The sequence below is a fragment of the Lentzea xinjiangensis genome (assembly GCF_900110955.1).
Taxonomy (GTDB): Bacteria; Actinomycetota; Actinomycetes; order Mycobacteriales; family Pseudonocardiaceae; genus Lentzea; species Lentzea xinjiangensis.
On record NZ_FOFR01000001.1, the window covers coordinates 468214 to 493862 of the forward strand.

28 protein-coding genes are annotated in these 25649 nt (G+C 71.7%); 12 read left to right on the top strand and 16 right to left on the bottom strand.

Annotation, left to right across the window (positions count from 1 at the left end; genetic code table 11):
- Positions 1-11: 11 nt before the first annotated feature.
- From BMW88_RS41595 to BMW88_RS02360, 5 genes are all read right to left on the bottom strand, one after another.
- Positions 12-479, bottom strand: coding sequence for a helix-turn-helix domain-containing protein (locus BMW88_RS41595; protein ID WP_177220893.1), 468 nt, complete (start codon positions 477-479; stop codon positions 12-14).
- The gene (locus BMW88_RS41600) at positions 476-742 is read right to left on the bottom strand and encodes a hypothetical protein (protein ID WP_177220895.1); all 267 of its coding nucleotides are present in this window, start codon (positions 740-742) and stop codon (positions 476-478) included. The genes BMW88_RS41595 and BMW88_RS41600 overlap by 4 nt, the downstream gene beginning before the upstream one ends.
- A 270-nt stretch (positions 743-1012) precedes the next feature.
- Complete coding sequence (locus tag BMW88_RS02350) at positions 1013-1339, bottom strand: hypothetical protein (protein ID WP_089948672.1); 327 nt, start codon at positions 1337-1339, stop codon at positions 1013-1015.
- Positions 1340-1656: 317 nt separating this feature from the next.
- On the bottom strand, positions 1657-3150 hold the full coding sequence (locus BMW88_RS02355) for a CoA-acylating methylmalonate-semialdehyde dehydrogenase (RefSeq protein WP_089948674.1): 1494 nt from the start codon (positions 3148-3150) through the stop codon (positions 1657-1659).
- On the bottom strand, positions 3147-4148 hold the full coding sequence (locus BMW88_RS02360; protein WP_089948676.1) for a LacI family DNA-binding transcriptional regulator: 1002 nt from the start codon (positions 4146-4148) through the stop codon (positions 3147-3149). The genes BMW88_RS02355 and BMW88_RS02360 overlap by 4 nt, the downstream gene beginning before the upstream one ends.
- Positions 4149-4259: 111 nt before the next feature.
- Here BMW88_RS02360 and BMW88_RS02365 point away from each other — a divergent pair, with 111 nt between their 5' ends.
- The 10 genes from BMW88_RS02365 to BMW88_RS02410 all read left to right on the top strand — a co-directional run bounded on the left by BMW88_RS02365 (position 4260) and on the right by BMW88_RS02410 (position 14632).
- Positions 4260-5255: a Gfo/Idh/MocA family protein gene (locus tag BMW88_RS02365; RefSeq protein ID WP_089948677.1), complete on the top strand. Its 996-nt coding sequence runs from the start codon at positions 4260-4262 to the stop codon at positions 5253-5255.
- Between the two features lie 2 nt (positions 5256-5257).
- Entirely contained in the window at positions 5258-6118 is an 861-nt protein-coding gene (locus BMW88_RS02370) for a TIM barrel protein (protein WP_089948679.1), read from the top strand.
- 14 nt (positions 6119-6132) lie between these two features.
- The gene (locus BMW88_RS02375) at positions 6133-7116 is read left to right on the top strand and encodes a sugar ABC transporter substrate-binding protein (RefSeq protein WP_089948681.1); all 984 of its coding nucleotides are present in this window, start codon (positions 6133-6135) and stop codon (positions 7114-7116) included.
- Between the two features lie 14 nt (positions 7117-7130).
- Complete coding sequence (locus BMW88_RS02380) at positions 7131-8180, top strand: ABC transporter permease (protein ID WP_089948682.1); 1050 nt, start codon at positions 7131-7133, stop codon at positions 8178-8180.
- Positions 8177-8947 carry an ATP-binding cassette domain-containing protein gene (locus BMW88_RS02385; protein ID WP_089948684.1) on the top strand — a complete coding sequence of 257 codons (771 nt, stop codon included), beginning with the start codon at positions 8177-8179 and terminating at the stop codon, positions 8945-8947. Before BMW88_RS02380 ends, BMW88_RS02385 begins: the two co-directional genes overlap by 4 nt.
- The gene (iolC, locus tag BMW88_RS02390) at positions 8944-9876 is read left to right on the top strand and encodes a 5-dehydro-2-deoxygluconokinase (protein WP_089948686.1); all 933 of its coding nucleotides are present in this window, start codon (positions 8944-8946) and stop codon (positions 9874-9876) included. Before BMW88_RS02385 ends, iolC begins: the two co-directional genes overlap by 4 nt.
- The gene (locus BMW88_RS02395) at positions 9873-10778 is read left to right on the top strand and encodes a Cgl0159 family (beta/alpha)8-fold protein (RefSeq protein ID WP_089948687.1); all 906 of its coding nucleotides are present in this window, start codon (positions 9873-9875) and stop codon (positions 10776-10778) included. Before iolC ends, BMW88_RS02395 begins: the two co-directional genes overlap by 4 nt.
- Complete coding sequence (iolB, locus tag BMW88_RS02400) at positions 10775-11662, top strand: 5-deoxy-glucuronate isomerase (protein ID WP_089948689.1); 888 nt, start codon at positions 10775-10777, stop codon at positions 11660-11662. Before BMW88_RS02395 ends, iolB begins: the two co-directional genes overlap by 4 nt.
- Positions 11659-13515, top strand: coding sequence for a 3D-(3,5/4)-trihydroxycyclohexane-1,2-dione acylhydrolase (decyclizing) (iolD, locus tag BMW88_RS02405; RefSeq protein ID WP_089948690.1), 1857 nt, complete (start codon positions 11659-11661; stop codon positions 13513-13515). Before iolB ends, iolD begins: the two co-directional genes overlap by 4 nt.
- 121 nt (positions 13516-13636) lie before the next feature.
- Positions 13637-14632, top strand: a complete 996-nt coding sequence (locus BMW88_RS02410; protein ID WP_089948692.1) for an NADH:flavin oxidoreductase/NADH oxidase — start codon at positions 13637-13639, stop codon at positions 14630-14632.
- 72 nt (positions 14633-14704) lie between these two features.
- On the opposite strand, the gene BMW88_RS02415 is transcribed toward BMW88_RS02410, so the two are convergent.
- Positions 14705-14890 carry a DUF3073 domain-containing protein gene (locus BMW88_RS02415; protein ID WP_089948693.1) on the bottom strand — a complete coding sequence of 62 codons (186 nt, stop codon included), beginning with the start codon at positions 14888-14890 and terminating at the stop codon, positions 14705-14707.
- A 173-nt stretch (positions 14891-15063) separates the two neighbouring features.
- Between BMW88_RS02415 and BMW88_RS02420 the strand changes: the two genes are divergently transcribed.
- Positions 15064-15924, top strand: coding sequence for a DUF8083 family protein (locus BMW88_RS02420; protein WP_089948694.1), 861 nt, complete (start codon positions 15064-15066; stop codon positions 15922-15924).
- On the opposite strand, the gene BMW88_RS02425 is transcribed toward BMW88_RS02420, so the two are convergent.
- The 5 genes from BMW88_RS02425 to BMW88_RS02445 are packed head-to-tail and all read right to left on the bottom strand — an operon-like array spanning position 15867 to position 20090.
- Positions 15867-17048 (bottom strand): MFS transporter, encoded by a 1182-nt coding sequence (locus BMW88_RS02425; RefSeq protein WP_089948696.1) that lies wholly within the window; start codon positions 17046-17048, stop codon positions 15867-15869. The two genes, BMW88_RS02420 and BMW88_RS02425, sit on opposite strands and share 58 nt — an antisense overlap.
- Before the next feature lie 57 nt (positions 17049-17105).
- On the bottom strand, positions 17106-17675 hold the full coding sequence (locus BMW88_RS02430; protein ID WP_089948698.1) for an RsiG family protein: 570 nt from the start codon (positions 17673-17675) through the stop codon (positions 17106-17108).
- Between the two features lie 60 nt (positions 17676-17735).
- Positions 17736-18560, bottom strand: a complete 825-nt coding sequence (locus BMW88_RS02435; RefSeq protein ID WP_089948699.1) for a beta-keto acid cleavage family enzyme — start codon at positions 18558-18560, stop codon at positions 17736-17738.
- A gap of 28 nt (positions 18561-18588) precedes the next feature.
- Entirely contained in the window at positions 18589-19650 is a 1062-nt protein-coding gene (ygfZ, locus tag BMW88_RS02440; protein WP_089948701.1) for a CAF17-like 4Fe-4S cluster assembly/insertion protein YgfZ, read from the bottom strand.
- Positions 19647-20090, bottom strand: coding sequence for a Fur family transcriptional regulator (locus BMW88_RS02445; RefSeq protein WP_177220898.1), 444 nt, complete (start codon positions 20088-20090; stop codon positions 19647-19649). Before BMW88_RS02445 ends, ygfZ begins: the two co-directional genes overlap by 4 nt.
- Positions 20091-20117: 27 nt before the next feature.
- Between BMW88_RS02445 and BMW88_RS02450 the strand changes: the two genes are divergently transcribed.
- Positions 20118-20960: an aminodeoxychorismate lyase gene (locus BMW88_RS02450; RefSeq protein ID WP_089948703.1), complete on the top strand. Its 843-nt coding sequence runs from the start codon at positions 20118-20120 to the stop codon at positions 20958-20960.
- 96 nt (positions 20961-21056) lie between these two features.
- Here the strand turns inward: BMW88_RS02450 and BMW88_RS02455 are convergent, their stop codons facing one another.
- The 5 genes from BMW88_RS02455 to pxpB all read right to left on the bottom strand — a co-directional run bounded on the left by BMW88_RS02455 (position 21057) and on the right by pxpB (position 25585).
- Positions 21057-22007 (bottom strand): alpha/beta hydrolase, encoded by a 951-nt coding sequence (locus BMW88_RS02455; RefSeq protein ID WP_089948704.1) that lies wholly within the window; start codon positions 22005-22007, stop codon positions 21057-21059.
- A 24-nt stretch (positions 22008-22031) separates the two neighbouring features.
- Positions 22032-22976 carry an NADP-dependent oxidoreductase gene (locus BMW88_RS02460; protein ID WP_089948706.1) on the bottom strand — a complete coding sequence of 315 codons (945 nt, stop codon included), beginning with the start codon at positions 22974-22976 and terminating at the stop codon, positions 22032-22034.
- Positions 22977-23227: 251 nt separating this feature from the next.
- Positions 23228-24082 carry an MmyB family transcriptional regulator gene (locus BMW88_RS02465; RefSeq protein ID WP_089948707.1) on the bottom strand — a complete coding sequence of 285 codons (855 nt, stop codon included), beginning with the start codon at positions 24080-24082 and terminating at the stop codon, positions 23228-23230.
- A 67-nt stretch (positions 24083-24149) separates the two neighbouring features.
- Positions 24150-25001, bottom strand: coding sequence for a 5-oxoprolinase subunit C family protein (locus BMW88_RS02470; protein WP_089948709.1), 852 nt, complete (start codon positions 24999-25001; stop codon positions 24150-24152).
- A complete protein-coding gene (gene pxpB, locus BMW88_RS02475; protein ID WP_089948710.1) occupies positions 24998-25585 on the bottom strand; it encodes a 5-oxoprolinase subunit PxpB in 588 nt (195 codons plus the stop codon). The genes BMW88_RS02470 and pxpB overlap by 4 nt, the downstream gene beginning before the upstream one ends.
- Positions 25586-25649: the final 64 nt, after the last annotated feature.

Below are 25649 nucleotides of genomic sequence, written 5' to 3' on the forward strand. Positions count from 1 at the left end.
CGGGGGCCCTCTCACGTCCTGCCTGCCGTGAGCCCCGCCCGTTCGCGCAACGTCGCCCACAGCTCCATCACGCGGGCCACCTGCTGCTCGGGCAGTCCGCAGATCGTCACGAACGTGCGGACCTGGTGGGGCTTCGTCGGCAGCTTCCCGCGCCGGAGCAGCGAGTAGACCTGGCTGCGCGGCAGCACCCCGCCCGCCCGGCGGGAGATCTCCGGCAGCGTCAGCCCCGACCGCACGCGGACCGTCCGCAGCAGCTCGATGAACTCGGCCTCGGTCGCGGCCCGCAGCTCGGCCGCCGACGTCGCGACCAACGGCCGCACCGGCTCGTGGCCGAGGCCGAGCTCGGCCGCGAGGAGGGCGTTCACCTCGCGGTACGCCGCGATCGCCTCCGACCGCGGCCCCGGCCTCGCCAGCCCGGCCACGAGCTGCGACCAGAGCCGGTTCAGGCGCTCGAGCGGGTCGCCCTCCGGGTGGCTCATCGCTGGTCGTCCTGCCAGAACACCACCGGGTTCGCCGGCGGCAGCGGACCGAACCTCGCGCTGAACGGCCGGCTGCGGCTCACCGTGGCGGTCACGGCCAGAAGGGCGCTCGCGGTGGCGACGGCGATGACCGGTGAGTAGCCGTACGCGATCATCCAGCCGGTGAAGACGAACGCGGTCACCGCGAGCACGACGATGCCGGTGCCGGAGGTGGAGCACCGCCGGCGTGCGTGAGCTGCCCCGGTGGGAGGGGTGGGGGTCATGCGAACTCCTGATAGGCGTGCGAACGATTCGAGAACACGGAAAGCCGGAGTCGTGGAAAGCGTCGATGCGGGCTTCAGATGTCACCGCGGGACTCCGCGACATAACGGCTCGACCGCGATTCTGTCACTCACACGGGTGACCGCCAACTGATTCGCCGTCCAGGTTTTCCCAGGGGCGGAACGACGATGTGCGAAGCCGTCCAACGTCGTCCAATTGACCAGTTTTTGTCATTTGATTGCGCGGCGCGTCCGGTTGCCACCGAATGGTCGTCACGCGCTCCGCTGGCCGGGATCGTCGTCCCGGGGCTGGTCGAACCGCAGCCGCTGCCACTGCTCCACCCACTCGCCGAGCGCGGTGGCCGGCACGTCGCACGCGGCGAGGAACGCCCGCAACTGGTCCTCCCGCTTCGGGAAACGTTCAGTGCACAGCGCGTGAGCGGTGCTCTTCGGCAGGGTCAGGCCACCCGCGTTGGCCGACACCCGCTGGTACGACAGCCCTCTGGAGAGCCGGAGCTGGTTGAGCGCGCCGACGAACTCGACGCGGTTGGTGGCGCGGCATGCCGTCGCGAACGGACTGTCGTCCTCGCTGGGCGACATCGTGTCGGTCCTCCTGCTGCGGCGTTCTCGTTCATTACCGCGCCGGTTGTAACGAACTGGACCGCGGCGGCGAGAAAGAGAACGTTGTTCGACTGGTGGACGCGGATACTACCTGCGCGTCCCGCACCTTTGTCGAACCGATGACGCGCACCCGGATATTCCATGATCACTATTAGCCCGGGGTTTTCAGCAGGACAATCGTTCGCTTAGTTCATCCGCCGAGATCAGCGAGCCGACGGCGGGAGAATTGGTTCGTACCAGCTCACGGCGACCACCCCGTCCGCGGACGCGGACGAGGCGGTCGCGGGGGCGGCGGGTCAGCCGTGGGTCGGGAAGCCCAGGTTCACGCCGTGCTGCTGCGGCCACCGGGCCGTGATCGCCTTGGCACGGGTGTAGAACTTCACGCCCTCGGCGCCGTGCACGTGCGTGTCCCCGAACAGCGAGTCCTTCCAGCCACCGAACGAGTAGTAGGCCATCGGCACGGGGATCGGCACGTTGATGCCGACCATGCCGACGTGCACTCGCCGCTGGTACTCGCGCGCGGCGAGGCCGTCGCCGGTGTAGATGGCGGTGCCGTTGCCGTACGGGTTCGCGTTCACCAGCTCCAGGGCGTCCTCGAACGTGCCGACGCGCACCACTGAGAGCACGGGCCCGAAGATCTCGTCGGTGTAGATCGTCATGTCGCGGGTGACGTGGTCGAACAAGGTCGGCGCGAGCCAGAAGCCGTTCTCGCGGCCTTCCGGCGCGTACCCGCGGCCGTCGACGACCAGTGCCGCGCCGGCCGCCTCGCCGGCGTCCACGTAGGACCGGACCTTGTCCCGGTGCGCCCCGGTGACCAGGGGACCCATCTGGGCCGACGGATCGGTGCCCGGCAGCACCGAGGGGTGCAGCTCGCGGGTGCGTGCGGCGATCTTCGACACGAGCTCGTCGCCGATCTCGCCCACGGCGACGACCACCGAGATCGCCATGCAGCGCTCGCCGGCCGAGCCGTAGCCGGCGGAGACCGCGGCGTCGGCGGCCACGTCGAGGTCGGCGTCGGGCAGCACCACCATGTGGTTCTTCGCGCCGCCCAGCGCCTGGACGCGCTTGCCGGCCGCCGTGCCGCGCGAGTGGACGTGCCGCGCGATCGGGGTGGAGCCGACGAACGACGCCGCGGCGACGTCCGGGTGGTCCAGCAGCGCGTTGACCGCGAAGGCGTCGCCCTGCAGGACGTTCAGCACGCCGTCGGGCAGGCCTGCCTCCCCGAACAGCTCCGCCAGGCGCACCGACGCGGACGGGTCGCGCTCGGAAGGCTTCAGCACGAAGGTGTTCCCGCAGGCGATGGCGATGGGGAACATCCACATCGGCACCATCGCGGGGAAGTTGAACGGCGTGATGCCCGCGACCACGCCGAGCGGCTGGCGCAGCGAGTAGGCGTCGACGCCGCGCGAGATCTGCTCGGAGTGCTCGCCCTTGAGCAGGTGCGGGATCCCGCAGGCGAACTCGACGACCTCCAGGCCGCGTTGCACCTCGCCGGCGGCGTCGGACAGCACCTTGCCGTGCTCGGAGGTGATGATCGCGGCGAGCTCGTCGCGGTGCGCGTGCAGCAGGTGGCGGTACTCGAAGAGGATCCGCGACCGCGTCGACAGCGACGACTCCGACCACGACTGCGCGGCCTTCGCGGACGAGGAGACCGCGAGGTCGACGTCCGCCTGCTCGGCCAGCACGACCTGCGCGGAGACCTCCCCGGTGGCCGGGTCGAAGACGTCGGACGTGCGGGACGACACCCCCGTGGTGCGGGCGCCGTCGATCCAGTGGGGGATGGTGCTCAACGCGGTCCTCCTGGGGGAGCTGTCGTGGTGCGGACGACGAGTGACGGGTTCAGCAGGTGGCGGACGGGCTCGGTGCGCTCTTCGCGGACCCGTTGCAGCAGGGCGTCCGCCGCCAGCCGGCCGAACTCGGCGCGGGGCTGGTCGATCGTGGTCAGCGAGACGTGGCGCAGTGCCGCCAGCGAAGTGTTGTCATAGCCCACAACGGAAACATCGTGCGGCACGTGCAGACCGGCGTCCTCCAGCGCGGAGATAGCACCGACCGCATTGAAGTCGTTGCAGGACAGGATGGCCGTGGGCAGGGCGTCGTCCGCGAGCAACGAACGGATCGCCCGTGCCCCGGCGGTGTCGGTGTACTCGGACGACACGACCTGCGGCACGAGCCCATGCGCCTCCATGGCGGCGACGTAGCCGCGCCGGCGGGGGCCGGCCTGGCTGCCTTCACCGCCGTCCAGGTGGGCAATGCGCTTGTGCCCCAAGGAGACCAGGTGATCGACCGCGAGCCGCGCGCCCGTCTCGCCGTCGTCGTTCACCGTGTCCACAGTGGACAAGCGGGACGACCGGGCCACGAGCACGATCGGGAGTTGTTCGGCGGCTTTGCCGATGGCCGTCGCCGGCACGACCGGCGACAGCAGGACCAGTCCGGCGGGCCGGAAGGAGAGCAACGACTCCAGTGCGCGGCGCTCGCGGGCGGGCGAGCGGCCGCCGGTGTTGATGATGATGTCGAACCCCCGCTCGCGCGCGACCTCGTCGATGCCGTCGACCACCTCGGCGAAGAACGCGTTGTGCAGGTCGGAGACCATCACGCCGAGCACGGTCGACGTCCGCGACGCCAGCGACCGCGCCATGGCGTGCGGCGAGTACCCCAGCTCCTCCGCGGCTTTCAGGACAGCGCTGCGTCGCATCTCGCTCACCTTGGGTGAGCCGCGCATCACCAGGGACACGAGTGCGCGGGAGACCCCCGCGCGCAGGGCCACGTCCTCCATCGTCGGCCTGACCACCTCCGCACCACCTCCCCTCTTGACACCCCTGTGGCGGACGTTACAGCCTTAGAGCGCTCCAACCAATAGAGCGCTCTAACCCATCACGGCCACGAACAGGGGAAACCTGCGATGCGGATCGGAGTAGCGGGTGTCGGCAGGATCGGCACCATGCACGCGACCAACCTCGCCGCGCTGGACCGGGTCGACGAGGTGCTCCTCTTCGACCCGGTGCCCGGTCGTGCCGCGCAGGCGTCGGCCGGGGTCGGCGGGACGAAGGCGGTGGACGACCTGGACACGTTGCTCGGCAACGTCGACGGCGTGCTGCTGGCCACCCCGACGAACACCCACCCCGAGATGCTGCGCGCGGCCATCGCCCGCGGTGTCCCCACCCTGTGCGAGAAGCCGATCGCGAGCGACCTCGCCGAGATGACCCGGCTGGTCGAGGACGTCGAGTCCTCCGGCGTCGAGGTCCTCGTCGGCTTCCAGCGCCGGTTCGACCCGGCGATCCACGAGCTGCACCGCCGCATCCGCGCGGGCGAGGTCGGCGACGTCTACCTGGTCAGGGCCATCGGCAACGACGCGAACCCGCCGGACTTCTCCTACCTGCCCGCCTCCGGCGGCATCTTCCGCGACCTGCTGATCCACGACCTCGACTGCGTGCCGTGGCTGGTCGGCGAACCGGTCGTCGAGGTCTACGCGTCCGGCTCGGTCCTGGTGCACCAGGCGTTCGCCGATGCCGACGACGTGGACAACGCGGTCGTGCTGCTGAAGTTCGCGGGCGGTGCGCACGCCACGCTGGCCGGTGGCCGCCACGACCCGGTCGGCTACGACCACCGCATCGAGGTGCTGGGCAGCAAGGACTCGCTGGTCGCCGGCGTCGACGCGCGCACACCGCTGAACTCCCTGGAACCGGGCGGCCACGTCGCCGGACCGGACGCCTACCCCGGCTTCCCGGAGCGCTTCCACCGCGCGTACGTCAACGAGGTGGACCTGTTCACCCGCGTCGTGACGGGCGAGGTCGTGAATCCGTCACCGGCGCGAGAAAGTTTGATCAGCCTGCGCCTGGCCGAAGCATGTGAGCAGTCGCGCCGCACCGGCGCACCGGTGAGGATCGGGGGGAACTAGGCATGGCCAAGATCGCCGGCGCACCGATCTCCTGGGGTGTGTGCGAGGTTCCCGGCTGGGGCGCGGTGCTCCCGCCGGACACGGTCCTGGCCGAGATGCGCTCGCTCGGCCTGGCCGCCACCGAGCTGGGCCCGCCCGACTACCTGCCCGCCGACCCCGCGGCGTTGAAGGCGCTCCTGGGCAGCCACGACCTCGCGCTGGTCGGCGGCTTCCTCGCGGTCACGCTGCACGCGGACGTGCGGTCCACTCTGGACGAGGCGGCCCGCGTGGCCGCCATCCTCGAGGCGGGCGGCGCCGAGGTGCTCGTGCTCGCCGCCGCGACCGGCCTGGACGGCTACGACGAGCGGCCGCGGCTCACCGACGACGAGTGGGCCACGCTCGTGGACACCTGCGCGCGGATCCGGGAGATCGCCGCGGGGCACGGCCTCAGGACCGTGCTGCACCCGCACGTGGGCACCCACGTCGAGCGGGAGGCGGAGGTCGAGAGGTTCCTCGCGGACTCCGACCTGCCGCTCTGCCTGGACACCGGCCACCTGCTGATCGGCGGCACGGACCCGGTCGACCTGGCGCGCCGCCACCCCGGCCGGATCGGTCACGTGCATCTCAAGGACGTCCGTGGTGAGATCGCGGCGAAAGTGCGCGACGGCGAGCTCAGCTACACCGATGCCGTGGAACAGGGCATCTACGTGCCGCTCGGGGACGGGGACGTGGACGTGGAAGCGCTGGTGGAGCTGGTCCGGCAAGCGGGCTACACCGGCTGGTTCGTGCTCGAGCAGGACACCCGGCTCGGGGACGGTGGTTCCGCGGACAGGCCGCTGAAGGACACCGCGCGCAGCCTCGCGCACCTCGGAAAGATCCTCTGAAGGGACTGGAGACGATGAAGTCTCGCTTGGCCATCCGCGCGGGCGCCGCCCTCGCCGGTGCTGCTCTGCTCGCCGCCTGCAGCGGCCCCACGGGAACGAGCTCCCAGAACGCGGACAACGACAGCGCGCCGGCGAGCGGTGACCTCAAGGTCGCCGTCATCACGCACGGCACGGCGGGTGACGCGTTCTGGAGCGTGGTGAAGGTCGGCGCCGAGGACGCGGGCAAGCAGCTCGGTGTCGGCGTCACGTACAACTCCGACGGCGACCCCGGCGCCCAGGCGAAGCTCATCGACAACGCCGTGTCGCAGAAGGTCGGCGGCATCGTGGTGTCGATGGCCAACCCGGACGCGTTGAAGACCTCCGTCGAGAACGCGGTGAAGGCCGGCATCCCGGTCATCACGATCAACTCCGGCGGCGCGAAGAGCGCGGAGTTCGGTGCCATGGCGCACGTCGGCCAGGAGGAGACGATCGCCGGTGAGGAGGCCGGCGAGAAGCTCAAGGCCGCGGGCAGGACCAAGCTGCTCTGCGTGATCCACGAGGCCGGCAACTCGGGCCTCAACCAGCGCTGCGACGGTGCCCGCACCGGGTTCGGGGCCGCGGTGGAGAACCTCCAGGTCGACATCTCCAACCCGACCGACATCGAGGCCCGCATCAAGGCCAAGCTGCAGTCCGACACCGCCGTCGACGGCGTGCTGGCGCTGAACCCGCAGGTCGCCGTGAACGCGGCGGCGGCGGTCAAGGGCGCGAGCTCGAAGGCGCAGGTCGCCACGTTCGACCTGAACGCCGACGTGGTGAACGCGATCAAGTCCGGCGAGGTGCTCTTCGCCGTCGACCAGCAGCAGTACCAGCAGGGCTACCTGCCGGTCGTGATGCTGAAGCTGTTCCGCGACAACGCCAACACCCTCGGTGGTGGCAAGCCCGTCCTGACCGGTCCCGGCTTCGTCGACAAGTCCAACGTGGACAAGGTCGCGGAGTACGCCAAGAACGGCAAGAGGTAGGGGGAGACGGGGAGATGACCGTGACGGCCAAGGCACCACCGGCTGCCGACGAACGGGTGGGCCAGCCCGGGGTGGTGGACCAGCTGGTCAAGCGCCCGGAGATCGGCGCCATGCTCGGCGCGCTGCTCGTGTTCGTGTTCTTCTCCGTGGTCACCGAGCAGTTCCTGAGCGTGGGCGGCGCCGCCACCTGGCTGGACGACGCCTCCATGCTCGGGATCATGGCCGTCGCGGTGGCGTTGCTGATGATCGGCGGCGAGTTCGACCTGTCCGCCGGCGTCATGACCGCGTCCACGGCGCTCGTCACGGCTCTCCTCGCCACCCGGCTGGGGCTCAACGTCTGGCTGTCGCTGCTGGTCTCGCTCGTCTTCGCGTTGTCGGTGGGCGCGCTGAACGGCTGGCTCGTCATGCGCACCGGCCTGCCGAGCTTCATCGTGACGCTGGGCAGCTTCCTCGCGTTGCAGGGCCTCAACCTCGGTGTCACGCGCCTGGTCACGGGCAGCGTGCAGGTGTCGGGCATGCGCGAGGCCGCTGGCTACGAGTCGGCCGGTTTCCTGTTCGCCTCGACGTTCCAGCTCGGCGGCACCAGCTTCTTCGTGTCGATCATCTGGTGGGTCCTGTTCACCGTCGTCGCGTCGACGGTGCTGATGCGCACCAGGTTCGGCAACTGGATCTTCGCGATCGGCGGTGCCGCCGCGAGCTCCCGCGCGGTCGGTGTGCCGGTCGTGCGGTCGAAGGTCCTGCTGTTCATGACGACGGCGTTCGCGGCGTGGCTGGTCGGCTCGATCAACATCCTGCGGTACGCGAGCGTGCAGGCGAACCAGGGCATCGGGCTGGAGTTCCAGTACATCATCGCGGCGGTGATCGGCGGCTGCCTGCTCACCGGCGGCTTCGGTTCCGCGGTCGGCGCGGCGATCGGCGCGCTGATCTTCGGCATGGCCCGGCAGGGCATCGTCTACGCGGGCTGGAACAGCGACTGGTTCCAGCTCTTCCTCGGCGTGATGCTGCTGGCGGCCGTGCTGGTGAACAACGTGCTGCGCCGCCGGGCGGAAAGGGTGAAGCGATGACGCCGCTCATCGAGGTCGAGAACATCGGCAAGACCTACGGCAGCGTCATCGCGCTGAGCGAGGTGTCCACCGTGGTCAACGCCGGCGAGGTCACCTGCGTGCTCGGCGACAACGGCGCCGGGAAGTCGACCCTGATCAAGGTCCTGGCCGGGGTGCACCAGCACGACCGGGGGTCGTTCAAGGTCGAGGGCACCGAGGTCAGGTTCTCCTCACCGCGCGAGGCGCTGGACCACGGCATCGCGACCGTGTACCAGGACCTCGCGGTCGTGCCGCTGATGTCGGTGTGGCGCAACTTCTTCCTCGGCTCGGAACCCACCACGAGGTTCGGGTTCCTGGACCGGAGGAAGGGCCGCGAGATCACCAAGAAGGCGTTGTCCGACATGGGCATCGACCTGCGCGACGTGGAGCAGCCGGTCGGCACGCTGTCCGGCGGCGAACGGCAGTGCGTCGCCATCGCCCGCGCGGTGCACTTCGGCGCCAAGGTGCTGATCCTGGACGAGCCGACGGCGGCCCTCGGCGTGAAGCAGGCCGGTGTGGTGCTGAAGTACGTGGCCCAGGCCCGTGATCGTGGCCTCGGCGTCGTGCTGATCACCCACAACCCGCACCACGCCTACCCGGTCGGCAACCGCTTCCTGCTGCTCAAGCGCGGCCGTCCGCTGGGCTCGTACGAGAAGTCCGAGATCGGCATCGCGGAGCTGACGCGGCAGATGGCCGGTGGTGCCGAGCTGGAGGCGCTGGAGCACGAGCTGCGAGGTGCCGAGGCGTGACGTCCCTCGAAGTGCTGACCGTCGGCCGGGTCGGCGTCGACCTCTACCCCGAGCAGTCCGGGGTGCCCCTGGCCCGGGTCAGCACCTTCGCCAAGTCGCTCGGCGGCACCGCGACCAACGTCGCGGTCGCCGCCGCCCGGCTCGGCCGCCGCGCGGGCGTGCTCACCAAGGTCGGCCCGGACGGCTTCGGCGCCTACGTCCGCGAGGCGCTGGAGGGGTTCGGCGTCTCGTCGGCGCACGTGGGCACCTCGCCGGACCTGTTGACACCGGTGGTGTTCTGCGAGCTGAACCCGCCGGCGGACCCGCCGCTGCTGTTCTACCGGTTGCCGATCGCACCGGATCTGACGCTCAACGAGGATGACGTGCCGTGGGCGCTCGTCCGCGACGTGCCGCTGCTGTGGGTGACGGGCACCGGGGTCTCCGCCGAACCGGCGCGGGAGACCCAGCGGATGATGCTGGCGAGCCGCGGCCGCAGGTCGCACACCGTGCTGGACCTGGACTACCGGCCGATGTTCTGGCCGGACGTGGGGACCGCGCGGACTGAGATCGGCTGGATGCTCGACCACGTCACGGTCGCCGTCGGCAACCGGGCGGAGGTCGAGGTCGCGGTCGGCACGTCCGACCCCGACGAGGCCGCTTCGCGGCTGCTGGACCGCGGGATCTCCCTGGCGCTGGTCAAGAAGGGCGCCGAGGGCGTTCTCGTGGCCACGCCGGACGGGCGCTGGACCGTCGAGCCGAACCCGGTCGAGGTCGTGTGCGGGCTGGGCGCGGGTGACGCGTTCGGCGGGTCAGTGGTGCACGGCCTGCTCTCCGGCTGGGACCCGGTGCGGATCGCCCGCCACGCCAACGCCGCGGGCGCGATCGTGGCGTCGCGGCTCGCCTGCGCCGATGCCATGCCGAACCAGGAAGAGATCGAGGAACTGCTGTGATCACCGATGGCCAGTGGCGGGAACTGCTGTGGCGGCGGGCCGAGGACCCCGGCTCGATCCGGCGGGCCTACCAGTCCCGCAAGCGCCGCCACTCGTTGCTGAACGGCAAGTCCACGCTGTTCCTGGTCGCGGCGGACCACCCGGCCCGCGGCGCGCTGGGCGTCGGCGGCGACCCGCTGGCGATGGCCGATCGGCGGCAGTTGCTGGCCCGGTTGCTGACGGCGCTCGCGAACCCCGAGGTCGACGGGGTGCTCGGCACCCCGGACGTGATCGAGGACCTGTTGCTGCTGGACGGCCTGAACGAACGCGTGGTCATCGGCTCGATGAACCGCGGTGGCCTGGCCGGTGCGGACTGGGAGATCGACGACAGGTTCACCGCGTACGACGCGTCGTCCATCGCGACGTTCGGCCTGGACGGCGGCAAGATGCTGCTGCGCCTGGTCGACTCGGACCCCGGCACGATCCCGACCCTGGAAGGCTGCGCGCGAGCCGTCACCGAGCTGGCGGAGCACGGCCTGATGGCGATGGTGGAACCGTTGCCGTACCAGCGCGACCACAACGGCAAGCTGGTGCTCCAGAAGGACGCCGTGGCTCTGGCGCGGGCATCGGCCGTGGCCGCGGGGCTGGGGTCGACCTCGGCCTACACCTGGTTGAAGCTGCCCGCGCCGGAGGAGGCGGAAGCCGTGCTGGACACCACCGCGCTGCCGGCGCTGGTGCTCGGCGGTGTGCCGTCCGACCGGCCGGAGGACGACCTCGCGGCGTGGGGCCGTTCGCTGCGCCACCCGACCGTGCGCGGCCTGGTCGTCGGCCGTGCGCTGCTCTACCCGCCGGACGGCGACGTCGCCGGCGCCGTTGCCGCCGCGGCCGGGATCCTGCGCGCCGCCAAGGGGGTCGGGGAATGACGCTGCACCGTCCACACGGGACTCTCTCGACCGCCGCCGACGTCGTGTCCCTGGCTCCGGAGGACGCGGGCTGGACCTACACCGGGCTGCGCGTGCTCCGGGTCGAGCCCGGTGGGTCGCGCAGGGTGGAGACCGGCGAGTTCGAGGCCTTCGTCCTTCCGCTGGCCGGGTCCGTGGCCGTCGAGGTCGACGGCGAGCGCTACGCGTTGCGGGGCCGTGACTCGGTGTTCACCCGCGTCACGGACTTCGCCTACGTGCCGAGGGACGCGTCGGTGACGCTGTCCTCCGTGGACGGTTGCGAGGTCGCGCTGCCGATGGCCAGGTGCACCCGGCGTCTGACGCCGAAGTACGGCCCCGCGGAAGGCGTTCCCGTCGAGGTGCGCGGTTCCGGCAACGCCACCCGCCAGGTCACGAACTTCGGCGTGCCGGGCGTGTGGGACCACGCGGACAAGCTCAACGCGTGCGAGCTGATCACCCCGGACGGCAACTGGTCCTCGTACCCGCCGCACAAGCACGACTCCTCGCAGCCGTGCGAGGTGGAGAACGAGGAGATCTACTACTTCCGGGTCGCCGGCCGGGACCAGGTCACGCCGTCGCGCACCGGCTTCGGCTTCCACCGCACGTACACCGACGACGGCACGATCGACGAGGACGTGACCGTGCGGGACGGCGACGTGTTCCTGATCCCGCGCGGTTACCACGGCCCGTGCGTCGCGGCGCCGGGATATCCCCTGTACTACCTGAACGTTCTGGCCGGTCCGGGCGCCGAGCGTTCGATGGCGTTCTGCGACGACCCGGCGCACGCCTGGGTCCGCGACAGCTGGGCCGCGCGGGAACCGGACCCGCGCTGCCCGGTCACGACCGCAGAGGGGCGGGTCCGATGAAGCTCACGACCGCGCAGGCACTGGTCCGCTGGATGCTGGCCCAGCGGACGGAACTCTTCGACGGATCGCAGGCGCCGCTGTTCCCCGGCGTCTTCGCGATCTTCGGTCACGGCAACGTGCTCGGCATCGGCACCGCGCTGGAGGAGGTCCGCGACCGGCTCCCGGTGTGGCGCGGCCAGAACGAGCAGGGCATGGCCCTCGCCGCCGTCGGCATCGGCAAGGCCGCGCACCGCCGCCAGGTCGGCGTCGCCACGTCGTCGATCGGCCCCGGCGCCCTGAACATGGTCACCGCGGCCGGCGTCGCCCACGCCAACCGCCTGCCCCTGCTGCTGTTGCCGGGCGACACCTTCACCGGCCGCGCGCCCGACCCGGTCCTGCAGCAGGTGGAGCACTTCCACGACCCGACCGCCACGGTCAACGACGCGTTCCGCGCGGTCAGCCGCTACTTCGACCGCATCACCAGGCCCGAGCAGCTGCTGTCGACCCTCCCGCAGGTCGCGCGCGTCCTGACCGACCCGGCCGACTGCGGTCCGGTGACGCTGGCGCTGCCGCAGGACGTGCAGGCCGAGTCGTACGACTTCCCGGAGTCGCTGTTCAAGGAGGTCCTGCACCGCCCGCTGCGCCAGCGCCCCGACCTGAACGCCCTCGCCGGTGCCGCCTCGGCGATCCGCGCGGCCGCGAGGCCGTTGCTGGTCCTGGGCGGCGGCGTGCGCTACTCCGGCGCCGCCGGTCGCGCCCTCCGGTTCGCCGAACAGCACGGCATCCCGGTCGTCGAGACGACCGCGGGCCGCACGCTGGTCCCGCACGAGCACCCGCTGCACGCGGGCCCGCTCGGCATCACCGGCTCGACGTCGGCGAACGTCCTCGCGGCCGAGGCCGACGTGGTGATCGCGGTGGGTACCCGCCTGCAGGACTTCACCACCGCGTCTTGGACCGTCTTCTCCCCCGACGTGCACCTGGTGTCGTTGAACGCGGCCCGCTTCGACGCCGTGAAGCACGGCTCGTCCGCCCTGGTGGCCGACGCCGACGAGGGCCTGCGCGAGCTGACGGACGCCCTCGGCTCCTGGCAGGCACCCGCGGACTGGTCCCGCCGCGCCGGCGCCGAGCGCGCGAAGTGGGACGACCACATCTCGGCGCTGCGCACGCCCTCCGCTTCGGGCCTGCCCACGTACGCGCAGGTCGTGGGCGTGGTGAACGACGTCAGCGGCCCGGAGGACTACGTGATGACGGCCTCCGGCGGTCTGCCCGGCGAGCTGATCGGCGGCTGGCGGGCCACCGGCGAGTCCACGATGGACGTCGAGTACGGCTTCTCGTGCATGGGCTACGAGCTGGCCGGGGCCTGGGGCGCGGCCATCGCCCGCACGGACGGCGTCGTCACCACCCTGCTCGGCGACGGCTCGTACCTGATGCTGAACTCCGAGCTGTTCTCCGCGGCCTTCGCGGGCCACGGCTTCGTCGCGGTCGTCTGCGACAACGACGGCTACGCGGTGATCCACCGCCTCCAGACCGGCCAGGGCGGCGTGGGCTTCAACAACCTCTACCCCGACTGCCGCTCCTCGCACGCCGAACCTCCGCGCACCGACTTCGCGGGCCACGCCGCCTCGCTCGGCTGCGCGGTCTTCCCGGTGGAGTCCCTGGCCGGCCTCGAAGGCGCGTACCGCAAGGCCCGGAAGGTGGCGGTCACCGAACAGCGGCCGGCGGTCGTGGTGATCCGGACGCACCCGTCGTCGTGGACCGAGGCCGGGGCGTGGTGGGAGATCGGCGTGCCGGAGACCTCGCACCGGGCGGAGATCGCGGCCGCCCGCGCCGAGGTGCTGGAGGGCAAGGCGAAGCAGGTCCGCTACCTGCGCTGATGTCCGTTTCGGCACTGGCCGGTCATCGCCCGGTGACCGGGACAACGGCACGACCGGGAACAACACGACGACCGGCTCCCTTGAACAGTTGGTTAGGTCTACGAACGTTCAAGGAGCCCCCGTGAGCCAGCTCTTCTCCCCGCTGACCCTGCGGTCGGTCACGCTGCCCAACCGCATCGCGGTCAGCCCGATGTGCCAGTACTCGGTCACCGCGGAGGACGGCGTCCCGACCGACTGGCACCTCGTCCACCTCGGCTCCCGCGCGGTCGGCGGCGCCGGCCTGGTCATCGCCGAGGCCACGGCGGTCGAGGCCAGGGGCCGGATCTCGCCGCAGGACACCGGCATCTGGAACGACGAGCAGGTCGAGGCCTGGAAGCGGATCACCGCGTTCATCAAGGAGCACGGCGCGGTTCCCGGCATCCAGCTCGCGCACGCCGGCCGCAAGGCCGTCGGTGACTGGACGCCGGTCGCGCCGACCACCGAGCCGTTCCCCGGCCTGAACACGCCGGAGAAGCTCGAGCACCACAGCGGCATCGTCAAGGCGTTCGTCGACGGTGCGCTCAGGGCGCTCGAAGCCGGGTTCGAGGTGCTCGAGATCCACGCCGCCCACGGCTACCTGCTGCACGAGTACTACTCGCCGCTGACGAACGAGGGCAGCACCGAGGAGCGCATCGCCGTCCCGGTCGAGGTCACCGCCGCCGTGCGGGCAGCGGTCGGCCCGGACGTGCCGGTGCTCGTGCGCATCTCCGGCACCGACTGGGAGCCCGGCGGCTGGACCGCCGACGACAGCGTCGTGCTGGCACAGGCGCTCAAGGCCGCGGGTGCGGACCTGATCGACGTGTCCAGCGGTGGCAACACCGCGCAGGCGGAAATCCCGATCGGGCCCGGCTACCAGGTGCCGCTCGCCGAGGCGGTGCGACGCAAGGCAGACGTGCCCACGGGTGCGGTCGGCCTGATCACCGAGGCGAAGCAGGCCGAACAGGTGGTCGCGGACGGTTCCGCCGACCTGGTGCTGCTCGGACGCGAACTGCTCCGCGACCCGTACTGGCCGCTGCACGCGGCACAGCAGTTGGGTGCGGAGGTCCGGGCCCCGGAGCAGTACGCCAGGGCGTTCTGAGGCAGCCCTCAGAGTTCAAGGGCTGGGCACCGACGTTCCGGTTGCCCAACCCTTGAACTCTTCAGGCTGTATTCAGCGACGGTAGTCGTCGTAGTCGTCGTACGGATCGTCGTGGCTTTCTTCGCCACCACGCCCGTTCGGCGACGCATCGCCACCAGACAGCTCGCGCTGCAGCGCAGCGAAGTCGGTCTCATGAGAGCTGTACTTGAGCTCCCTGGCGACCTTCGTCTGCTTGGCCTTCGCTCGGCCGCGCCCCATGGCTCGACCCCCTCGCACAGGGACGGGGGCGGCCGGGGGAACGGCGGCCCCACTCGTCTCGACAACTAGTTCCTGGTAACTACCGTACCGTGCCGATGGGGTTCCTCGCGACGCGGTAGGCGTGACACGTACCGCCAAATCTCGTGACCGCCCTCGCGTGGAAGGATGCACAGGTGCCCAGACCGTTCGTCGCCTACCTACGGGTGTACGAACCGTTGTCCGTGTTGGACGCACCGTTAGCGGCGAAGATCGAAAAAGCCCTGGCCAAGGGCCCTGTCCCCCGCTCGGAGGTGGGAGACAGGGAACGAGAGCTGTGGTTGCGATCACAGTTGGGTCGCAAGCTCCTCCCGGGCGAGTCGTTCGACGTGATGACGATCAGTCCGGCCGAGGTGCCGACCTCCGACGCCGCACGCGTGGGAGCGGGCCCGCTCGTCTGCCCGCTGGACCTCAGGGCGCGCTCCGCCGCCGCTCTGGTGGGCTTCCTGGCCTCCGCGCCGCCGATCCTTCAGGACGCCGCACTCGGCCTCTCCCCGGAGACGGTCCGGGCGCGCGCCTCGGCCGTGCTGGCCGAACTGGCCGGCGGGGCCGTCCACGTGATTTCCACGACCTGGACCGTGCCGCTGCCGTGGTTCGCCCTCGTCGACCCCGCCCAGCGCCGGGTGGTGCTGGCCGGCTCCCAGGACGACCCGGAGCGCCAGGTGTCGTGGCGCGTGGCGATGGCGGACGCCCGGCGCAGGGTGGCGCGGGCGCTCAAGGTCGTGAAGGCCTCGCTGGGCGAGGAGGGGCCGGCCGCGATCCTCGCCGACACGGGCCGCTGGCTCGAGAACTTCCACCCGCACTCGGCCGTCGAGCTGGACTACGGCGGCCTGGTGCAGCTGATGCCGGACAAGGACCTGCTGGAGGACACCTCGGCGGCGGACGTGAACACCATCGTCGACGCCCTGGAGACGGGCGACGCCGAGGAGGTGGCGTTGCGCTACGAGACGCTGCGCGAGTTCTGGGGCGAGCTCGCCCGCAGGGAGCGCCACGGCTGAAGCAGCACTCGGGCCACGACGGCCGAGACCGCCGCCAGCGCCATCGCCGCTGGCCACGCCACGTGCACCGCGACGAAGCTCGCCACGAACGGCGTGGTCGCGGCGCTGAGGTAGTTCACCGAGTTCTGCATGCCGATCGCGGTGGCGCTGCGGCCGTCCGGCGCGAGCTCACCGGCCTCGGTGACGGCCAGCCCGTTCCAGCACAGCGCGAGCACGCTCGCCGGGACCAGCACCGCCACGAGCACCGGCAGCGGCGCCTGGTCGAGCACGGCGACCAGCGCGAACCCGATCGCGGTGAGCGCCGACACGACCTTCAACGGCCCGATCCGGCTGCGCGCCCGGTCCGACCACACGCCGACCACCAGCCGTCCGGCACCGCCGAGCGCCTGGGCGACGGCGAAGACGGCCGCGGCCGCCGTGACGCTCACGCCGCGGTGGTCGTGCAGGAGGGGGACGATCAGGGCGGTGGCGGTGAACTGGGGCACCACGAGCAGCCCGCTGGCGAGCGAGAGCCGCAGCAGCCTCGGGTCCTTGAGCACCAGCCCGTGCTCCGCGCCCGCCCGCACCGCGCCCGGTGGTTCCCGCGCGAGCAGGGCCACCGCGAGCGCCACGAACGCCGTGACGCCGGCCAGTGCGACGAACGCCGTGGGCACCCCGGCCGAGATGGCGACTCCGGGCAGGACGGCCGCGGTGAGGGCCGCGCCGAGCGGGGTCGCCGTCTGCCGGACGCCCATCGCGAGGCCGCGGGTGTCCTTGCCGAACCACGACATGACCGCCCGGCCGCTCGCCGCGTTGACGCTCGCGCCGAACAACCCGGCGCCGAGGAGCGCGAGTCCCGCGACCCAGGCGTTGCCCAGCGCCGCGGACAGCAGGCAGGCGGCGGCGCCGAGACCGCCGATGGTCATCACGAGTCGTTCGCCGCGACGGTCCGCGACGACTCCCCACGGCACGAGAGCGATCATCGTGCCGAGGTTGACGGCACCGAGGAGCAACCCGACCTGGGGCAACGTCAGTGAGAAGTGCTGTTGCAGCTGAGGGCTGATCGCCGGCAGGCCGAGGAAGACGGCCGCGTTCGTGCCCTGCGCCACCGCACCGACGCACAGGACGACCCAGCGATACCCCATGGGGGCACGCTAGGTCGGCTGCTCAGAAAGTGGAACGACCGTCCCGGAGAGTGGGAGTCAGCTCTTGCGGCGGTGGTGTCCGCGCTCGGCCGCGAGCAGCTCGTCCACCGACGCGCTCCCGCGCTGGTAGCGAGCGGCGATCTCGGCGTTGAGCCTGTCCACGACCACCTGCACCTCGCGGCGCCGCACCGACACCGAGGCCTCTTCCGAGATGAACGTCTCCAGCACCTCGCCGAGCTTGGCGTCGTCCAGCGAGCTCACGTCGGAGAGGTCGACGTCGGAGATGAGCGCCTCGACGTGCCGTTGGTGCGCATCGGCACGGGACGGCTCATGGGTTTGGTACCGGCCGAGACCGGTCGCCGGGCCGACGGCGTTCGTGGAGAGGATCGTGGCCAGTTGCTCGACCACCGCCGAGCCGCCGGAGCTGCGGCGCTCCTGTTCCGCGCGCACGATGTCGATCCGCGCGTGCAACAGCCTCCGCAGGTAGGACAGGTCTGTCTCTTCCTGCGCGGCCTCGTCGCGGAGTTCGCGCACCTCGACGAGCGGGCGCTGCTCGACGCCCTCCGTGTAGTCGGGGGCGAGCACCCGGTCGATTCGGCGGCGCCCGCCAGGACGCACCTCGATCACGTGTCCATCCTGCGGTAGATCCTCCTCACCCGCCAACACATCCCATGCACCAAACTTGTCTCAAATGTGCACGCCCAGCAGTTTTCTCGCCTCGTCCGGCGTCAGAGCGGGCCGCTGGGCGATCTTCGAGAGCCCCGCGGCACGTGCCACGAGCTGTGCGTTGTCGCGCACCGGCACGCCGCGCGAGTAGCTGGTGGTGTCTTCCATACCCACGCGGAGGTGCCCGCCCGCACCCAGTGCGGTGAACATCACCGGCAACGTGGTGCGGCCGATCCCGGTGGCGGAGAAGCTCGCCCCCTCCGGCAGGGCGGCGACCGCGGCGACCAGCGTGGCCGCGTCGCCGGGCATGCCGCCGGGCACTCCCATGACGAGGTCGACGTGCACGTGCCCGCCCGCGGGCAGGCCGTGCTGGTCGAGCAGGCGCTTCAACGACGCGAGCTGGCCGATGTCGAAGATCTCGTACTCCGGGACGATGCCGCGTTCCTGCATGCCCCTGTGCAGGGCGACGATGAACTCCCAGCGGTTCATGAACACGTCGTCGCCGAAGTTGACCGTGCCCATCGTGCAGGAGGCCGAGTCAGGCATCGCGTCGAGCACGCGCAGCCGGTCTTGTTCGGGGTCGTGCACGGACCCGCCGGTGGAGAGCTGCACGACGAGGTTCGTCTCGGAGCGCAGGGCCTCGACGGTGGCCTTCAGCCGGCCGGGGTCCAGGGTCGGCTCCGCGGCCTCGTCGCGGATGTGGACGTGGATCATCGCCGCGCCCACCTGCTCGCAGCTCCGCGCCGTCGCGACCAGCTCCTCCAGGGTCACCGGGAGCTGCGGGACATCGGCTTTCGCGTGTTCCGCTCCGGTGGGAGCGACGGTGATGAGCGTGCCCAGAGACATGTCCCGGACTCTAGCGTCCCGCCGGGGCTCAGCCCCTCAGGTTGCGCACGGCTTCCCGGCCCAGACCGGGCGTGTCCGGCGGCACCGAGTCGGGGTCGATCCGCGCCTGGACCTCGCGGTCCGCGGCGCCGGCCACCAGCTCCGACTCGACCGGTACGGACCGCTTGACCAGCGCCAGCGCGACCGGCCCCAGCTCGTGGTGCAGCACGACGCTGCCCACCCGGCCGACCACGCGCCCGTCCAGCGTCACCGGGTCGCCGGTCTCCGGCTGGGCGTCCGCGGAACCATCCAGGTGGAGCAACAGCATCCGGCGCGGGGGACGGCCCACGTTGTGGACCTTCGCGACCGTCTCCTGGCCGCGGTAGCAGCCCTTGTTCAGGTGCACCGCCGGCTCGATCAGGTTGACCTCGTGCGGGATCGTGCGCTCGTCGGTGTCGACGCCCTGGCGCGGCCGCAGGGCCTCCACCCGCAGCGCCTCGAACGCGAAGCTGCCCGCCGGGCGCGCGCCCGCGTCCGTGATCCGCTGCCACCAGCCGGCCAGCTCACCGCGCGGCACCAGCAGGTCGAACGCGCCCTTGCCCGGCCAGGACGTCCGCCGCACGAAGCCCTCGCCCAGCGCGGTCACGTCCGCGGGCACCGGGACGCCCAGCTTCTCCAGCACGGGCTCGGCGTCCGGGCCCAGGACCGTCAGCAGCGCGAACTCGGCCGTGGCGTCGCGGGGCTCGACCTTGGACCAGAAGACCATCTTCTTCAGGTACGCCAGCAGGTCGCCGGCCTCCTCGACGTCGAGGAAGACGGTGCCGCCGACGTTCGCGACCACCATGTGGTGCTCCAGCCGGCCCTGCGCGTCCAGCAGCAGCGCCTCGGTCGCGGCGCCCTCGCCGAGCTGCTCGAAGTGCTGGCTCGTGAGCTGGTGCAGCCACGTGAGCCGGTCCTCACCGGGGATCGCGATGACGCCCCGGTTCGAGCGGTCGACGACCACCGCGGAACGCACGGCCGACCGCTGCTCGGCGAACGGGTCGCCGTAGTGCCAGGCGACACCGGCGTCGAGGGAATCGTCGGGCGGCGGGACGGCTCCGGGAAGGCTCACTCGGTCTCCTGCTCCTGCGTCGAGCAGTCGCGGCACGTGCCGGACAGCGCGAGATGGCTTGCATCCAGTTCGAACCCGTTGCGCTCCCGCAATGTTCCGACCAACGGGTCGAGAAGCTCACACGGGATCTCCTCGACGTTGCCGCAGACGTGGCACACGAGGTGCACGTGCTGGTGCTCGTCGACCGAGTAGCTCGGCGCGCCGTGGCCCAGGTGCGTGTGCCGCACCAGCCCGAGGCGGTCCAGCAGGTCGAGCGTGCGGTAGATGGTGGTGATGTTGACCGTCGGCGCGGTCTCCTGGACGCGCGAGCAGATCTGCTCCGGAGTGGCGTGCTCCAGGGCCTTGACCGCGTCCAGCACGAGCTGGCGCTGCGGCGTCATCCGCATGCCGCGGTCGTGCAGCGTTTTGCGCAGGCCTCTTGCGGTCTCCACACCGGCCATGTTAGTTGCTCCTAGTAGGCTCTTTTCATGCGCGTGCTGGCACTGCTCGACGGAACCCTCGCTGACCCCGACTCGCCGCAGATCCGCGTCGACGACCTCGGGCTGATGCGCGGTGACGGCGTCTTCGAAACGATCCTCGTGGTCGGCGGGAAGCCCCGCGAACTGACGCCCCACCTCGACCGGCTCGACCGGTCCGCCGCCATGCTCGACATGCCGCCTCCTCCGCGCGCGGAGTTCGAGCGCGCGGTCGAGCTCGTCCTCGGCAACTGGTCGGGCGGCGCGGAGTTCGCGCTCAAGCTCGTCTACACCCGCGGCGTCGACGGCGGCGACGGCACGCCGACCGGGTTCGCGCTCGGCATGGAGATCGGCACGAAGGTGCTCCAGCAGCGCGCCGAGGGCCTCTCCGCCGTGACGCTCGACCGCGGCGTCGACGCCGATCTCGCCGCCCGCGCGCCGTGGCTGCTGCTGGGCGCGAAGTCGTTGTCGTACGCCGTCAACATGGCGGCCCTGCGCGAGGCCGAGCGCCGCGGCGCCGCCGAGGTCGTCTTCACGACGTCGGACGGCTCGGTGCTGGAGGGCCCGACCTCGACCGTGGTCGTGGTGCGCGGCAAGACGCTCGTCACGCCGCCGTCCGAGCTCGGCATCCTGCCCGGCACCACGCAGTACGCGCTGTTCCGCGCCGCCGAGCGCGCCGGCTGGACCGTGCTCGTGGAGCCGATCAAGGCCGACGAGCTCTACGACGCCGAGGGCGTGTTCCTCGCGTCCAGCGTCCGCAAGATCACGCGGGTGACCGTGCTGGACGGCAAGCAGCTACCCGACTCGTCCGCCCTGCTGACCGAGCTGCAGGACCTGTACGAGTCCGAGTACTGAGCACCAGGGGTACCGGGCACCGGGGTGCCGGGCCCGGCGCGGCGACCGACGGGAAGCCGCACCGGGGTGCCGCCGGACGCCGGTGCTCTCCGGCCCTCAGATCGACCTGAGGACCCGGACGCGGTCGGCGATGGCCCGCCGGGCGACGTCGGAGTCGAAGGCGATGGAGTCGAACTCGTGCGGGGCACCGGGGTGCAGGTGGAACTCCACGGGCACCCCGGCGCGGCTGAGCTTCGTCGCGTAGGCCAGGTCCTCGTCGCGGAAGACGTCGAGCTGACCGACCTCCAGGTACGCCGGTGGCAGTCCGGTCGCGTCCTCGAGCCGGGCCGGGGCCGCGGTGGCCGGGACGTCGGGCCCGCCGGCGGCTTCGCCGAGCAGCGCGGGCCACGCGGTCAGGTTGTCGTCGTAGGACCACACCGCGTACGGCGCGATGTGCGGGTCCACCTCGGTGGTGCGGTCGTCGAGCATCGGCATGATCAGAACCTGCCGGGCGATCCCCGGCCCGCCGCGGTCGCGGGCGAGGATCGTCAGCGCGGCCGCCATGCCGCCACCGGCGCTGTCGCCCATCACGCCGATCCGGTCCGGGTCGACGCCCAGCTCGGCGGCGTGCCCGTGCAGCCAGCGCAGCGCCGCGTAGGCGTCCTCGAGCGGGGTCGGGAAGGGGTGCTCGGGCGCGCGGCGGTACTCGACGGACAGCATCGGCACGCCGCTCGCGGACACGTACCGGGAGACCGGCCCGTCGAACAGGTCGACGTGGCCGAAGATGTACCCGCCGCCGTGGAAGAACAGCACGGCCGAACCCGGTGCCGAGCCTTCCTTGGCGTACCAGCGCATCGCGATCCGCGCGCCGTCGTCCGCGATGGCGTGGTGGTCGGTGGTGACCACGTCCGCCGGGATCGGCTGGGCCGTCCCGGCGGCGCCGATGATCGGCTCCCACACGGCCCTGCGCGCCTCGACGTCGCCCACGGCCGGCGGGGTGGCGTCCGCCATCGCGCCCGCCATCGGGGCCAGCGCGGTGGCGATCTCGGGATCCAGTCCGAGTGACATGGTGTGCTCCTGCCCGGTGAGGCGTCAGACGCCGGAGACGAGGAAGACGACCTTGCCGCGGACCTCGCCGGACGCGGCCTGGGCGTGGATCGCCGGCACCTCGGTCAGCGGCACCCGCCGCGCCACGTCGACCCGCAGCTCGCCGGAGTCGACCAGGGCCGCGAGCTTCGCGAGCTGCTCGGCGTCGCTGCGGACGTAGAGGTTGATGCCGCGCACGTCGCGGTCCTCGTCGGACGGTGCGGGCATCCAGATCGTCGTGTTGACGACCACTCCACCGGGCCGGACCACCGCGACCAGCCCGTTCAGGACCGCCGGGTCGACCGGCGCGAGGTTGAGCACGAGGTCGACCTGCTCGGTCACCGCCGAGAGCACGCTGGTGGTGGTGTGGTCGACGACCTCGTCGGCACCGGCGGACCTGACCGCTTCTGCGCTGCGCGGGCTGGCCGTGGCGATCACGTGGGCACCGGCCTGCTTGGCGAGCTGGACGGCGTAGCCGCCGACCGGTCCGCCCGCGCCGTTGACGAGCACGCGCTGCCCTGCCTCCAGCCGGCCGTGGTCGAAGAGCGCCTGGAGGGCGGTGAGGCCCACCACCGGCAACGCGGCGGCGTCGGCCAGCGGGATGCCCTTGGGTGCCCGGGCCAGCACGGCCGCCGGTGCGATGACGTACTCGGCCGCGGCGCCGGGCTTCGTCATCGGCAGGAAGCCGATGACCTCGTCCCCGACCGCGAGGCCCTCGACGCCCTCGCCCAGCGCGTCGACCGTGCCGGCGACGTCGAGGCCGGGGGTGTGCGGCAGCTCGACCGGGATCGGGCCCTGCATGACGCCCAGGCGGATGTTGCCCTCGACCGGGTTGAACGTCGTGGCCGCGACGCGGACCAGGACCTCTCCGGCGGCGGGGACCGGCTGCTCGACGTCCTCGTAGCGCAGGACCTCTGGGCTGCCGAACTCGTGGAAGCGCACTGCCTTCATGACGACTCTCCTTGTCTTTGCTTCGAACTCGAAGCATCTGGAACTGAGGTTAGACCTGCTTCCAATTCGAAGCAAAGTGACGTGCGGCACCTGCCCGGCGAGAAGGCGTCCGACCGCGGGCGTCGAGAAGCCGCACGACCAGGCCGGTGCGGATCTGCGCCTTCGGCGCTCGAACGTGTCGACGAGCAGCACCGCGCCCGGTTCGACGCACGTCGATCAACACGGGCTCAGCATCACCCGCCGCGGTGCGGTCAGCCTGGGCCTGCTTGGCCCACCCTGATGACGGTGGGTCCGGTGACGGCTCGGACGACCTCACCGAGTCGTCCCTCGTCCGCCGAGCCCGGTGCCGCGGTGAGGATCACCGCCATCAGGCCGTCGTCGGGAACGTCGAGCAGCGTGCCGTCGAGCGCGATGTCACCGACTCCCGGATGGCGGAACACGGCCCGATTCTCATAAGTGGCAACGTTGCTCGGCGCCCGCCACAGCTCGTCGAACGACCGGCTCGTGGTCCGCAGCTCGTCGACGAGCTCGGCGAGCGGCTCGTCAGCGGGATGACGCAGGCCCGTTCGGTGCAACCGGGCGGCGAGCATCGCCTGGAACTGCGCCGCTCGGTCGTCGGTGCGGCTGATCTCGCGGTGCGCGTTGCAGAACGTGCGCCAGGCGACGTTCCAGTCCCGGGCCTGCCCCGTCGGTGATCCCGCTCCCAGCGCCATCCACGCGCTGTTGACGGCGACCACGTTCCACGCCGCGTCGCACAGGAACACGGGGGTGTCGGCGAACCGCTCCAGCAACCTCGTCGACGCCGGCCCTGCCTCGCTCGGCACCCGGCCGTGCACCGCGGCGTACCCGGCCAGCGCGCAGAGCCTCTCGTGCTCCGCCGCGCTCACCCGCAACGCGCGGGCGATGGCGTTCACCACGGCGGCCGACGGGTGGCGGCGGCCCTGTTCCAGCCGCCGCACGTAGTCCGCGGACACCCCGGCCAGCTCGGCGAGCTCCTCCCGCCGCACCCCGCGGGCCCGCCGCGCGCCGGACGGCAGCCCGATCGCGGCCGGCTTGGTGTTCTCCCTCAGCCGGCGCACCTCCACGCCGAGATCGTGCAAGGCCATGCCCCCAGTGTCCCCTGTGGAGGGAAGGCGGAGGAGCACCGGCGGCCCCTGATCGCGCGGTGGGGTCTCAGCCGACCGGCCGGAAGGTGACGACCGTTCCCGGCCGGGCCTGGCCGAGGAACCTCAGGTGGTCGTGGTCGACGACGCCGATGACGGGATAGCCGCCGGTGGTCGGGTGGTCGTTGAGGAAGACCACGGGCTGACCGTCCGGTGGCACCTGGACCGCGCCGGTGACCATGCCCTCGCTGGGGATCTCCCCGTCGCGCCGGGTCAGCGCGGTGCCGTGCAGCCGGGCGCCCACCCGGTTGCTGCGGTCCGACACCGTCCAGCTCCCCCGCCGGAGCTGGGTTTCCGCGTCGGCGAACCAGTCGTCGCGCGGGCCGAGCCGGAGCGGGAGCTGGAGCCGGTGCGGGGCGTGGTGCGGCGGCACCACGTCCGCGCCGCACGCAGGGCCCGGGCTGCCGAGCGGGAGGACGTCGTCGTCCCGCAGCGGGTCCGGCCCGATCCCGGACAACAGGTCGGTGGAGCGGCTGCCGAGCTCCTCCGGCACGTCGACGCCGCCGGAGAGCGCGAGGTAGGAGCGCAGGCCGGTCCGCGGGGTGCCGATCTCCAGGACGTCCCCCGCTCCGAGGTGGAGCGGGTGGTGCGAGTCGGCGAGCGCGCCGTTGACGCGCACCTCGACCGACGGCCCGGTGACGGCGGCCGTGCAGCTCGCGCCGGCGCGGACCGCGAGCCCGCCCAGCAGCAGCTCCAGGCAGGCCGCTCCCTCCCGGTTGCCGACGAGCCGGTTGGCCAGCTTGAGCGAGTGCGGGTCGACGGCGCCGGAGGGCGGGACGCCCAGGTGCGCGTGGCCGGGCCGGCCGAGGTCCTGGACGAGCGCCTGCGGGCCCGTCCTGACGATCGTGACGGTGCGGCTCACGCGACCACGAACCTGACCAGGTCGCCGGGCTGCAGCAGCGCCGGGGTCTCGGCCCCTGGGTCGAACAGGGTGATCTCGGTGCGGCCGATCAGCCGCCAGCCGCCCGGTGTCGCCCTGGGGTACGCGGCGGTGAACTCGCCGGCGATCCCGACCGAGCCACGGGGCACCTTGGTGCGCGGGGAGTCGAGCCGGGGCTGCCGCAGGACCTCCGGCAACCCGGTCAGGTAGCCGAAGCCGGGGGCGAAGCCGCAGAAAGCGACCTCGTAGGAGGCCTGCGTGTGCAGCTTCACGACCTCGTCCGGGGTGATTCCGGCGGTTCGCGCGACCAAGTCGAGGTCCGGGCCGTCGTAGGTGACGGGGATGGTGACCTCGCGCGGGTGCGCGGCGGGCACCTCGGTCAGGTCGACGTCCTCGAGGACCTTCCTGACCTCGGTGAGCGCGCCCTTGACCAGGACCGTCCGCGCGGCGGGGACCAGTTCCTCGATCCCTGGCAGGCCCTGGAGGGCCGCGCGCACGGCGGCGACCTCCGTCAGTGAGTCGACCTCGACGAGGAGGGCGTCGGTTCCGCAGCGCCGCAGCAGCATGCGCCCATGTTACGGGGAATCGTGGGATTGTTGAACAATCCGACACGCCAGATCGTTCACCGGC

Coding starts and splice junctions, on each gene's coding strand:
- BMW88_RS02450 (WP_089948703.1), top strand. CDS start 20,118: ATGCGCGTGCTGGCACTGCTCGACGGAACCCTCGCTGACCCCGACTCG.
- iolB (WP_089948689.1), top strand. CDS start 10,775: ATGACGCTGCACCGTCCACACGGGACTCTCTCGACCGCCGCCGACGTC.
- pxpB (WP_089948710.1), bottom strand. CDS start 25,585: ATGCTGCTGCGGCGCTGCGGAACCGACGCCCTCCTCGTCGAGGTCGAC.
- BMW88_RS02455 (WP_089948704.1), bottom strand. CDS start 22,007: ATGTCACTCGGACTGGATCCCGAGATCGCCACCGCGCTGGCCCCGATG.
- BMW88_RS02460 (WP_089948706.1), bottom strand. CDS start 22,976: ATGAAGGCAGTGCGCTTCCACGAGTTCGGCAGCCCAGAGGTCCTGCGC.
- BMW88_RS02380 (WP_089948682.1), top strand. CDS start 7,131: ATGACCGTGACGGCCAAGGCACCACCGGCTGCCGACGAACGGGTGGGC.
- BMW88_RS02370 (WP_089948679.1), top strand. CDS start 5,258: ATGGCCAAGATCGCCGGCGCACCGATCTCCTGGGGTGTGTGCGAGGTT.
- BMW88_RS02385 (WP_089948684.1), top strand. CDS start 8,177: ATGACGCCGCTCATCGAGGTCGAGAACATCGGCAAGACCTACGGCAGC.
- BMW88_RS02435 (WP_089948699.1), bottom strand. CDS start 18,560: ATGTCTCTGGGCACGCTCATCACCGTCGCTCCCACCGGAGCGGAACAC.
- BMW88_RS41595 (WP_177220893.1), bottom strand. CDS start 479: ATGAGCCACCCGGAGGGCGACCCGCTCGAGCGCCTGAACCGGCTCTGG.
- iolD (WP_089948690.1), top strand. CDS start 11,659: ATGAAGCTCACGACCGCGCAGGCACTGGTCCGCTGGATGCTGGCCCAG.
- BMW88_RS02375 (WP_089948681.1), top strand. CDS start 6,133: ATGAAGTCTCGCTTGGCCATCCGCGCGGGCGCCGCCCTCGCCGGTGCT.
- BMW88_RS02365 (WP_089948677.1), top strand. CDS start 4,260: ATGCGGATCGGAGTAGCGGGTGTCGGCAGGATCGGCACCATGCACGCG.
- BMW88_RS02465 (WP_089948707.1), bottom strand. CDS start 24,082: ATGGCCTTGCACGATCTCGGCGTGGAGGTGCGCCGGCTGAGGGAGAAC.
- BMW88_RS02425 (WP_089948696.1), bottom strand. CDS start 17,048: ATGGGGTATCGCTGGGTCGTCCTGTGCGTCGGTGCGGTGGCGCAGGGC.
- BMW88_RS02350 (WP_089948672.1), bottom strand. CDS start 1,339: ATGTCGCCCAGCGAGGACGACAGTCCGTTCGCGACGGCATGCCGCGCC.
- BMW88_RS41600 (WP_177220895.1), bottom strand. CDS start 742: ATGACCCCCACCCCTCCCACCGGGGCAGCTCACGCACGCCGGCGGTGC.
- BMW88_RS02445 (WP_177220898.1), bottom strand. CDS start 20,090: ATGGCCGGTGTGGAGACCGCAAGAGGCCTGCGCAAAACGCTGCACGAC.
- BMW88_RS02415 (WP_089948693.1), bottom strand. CDS start 14,890: ATGGGGCGCGGCCGAGCGAAGGCCAAGCAGACGAAGGTCGCCAGGGAG.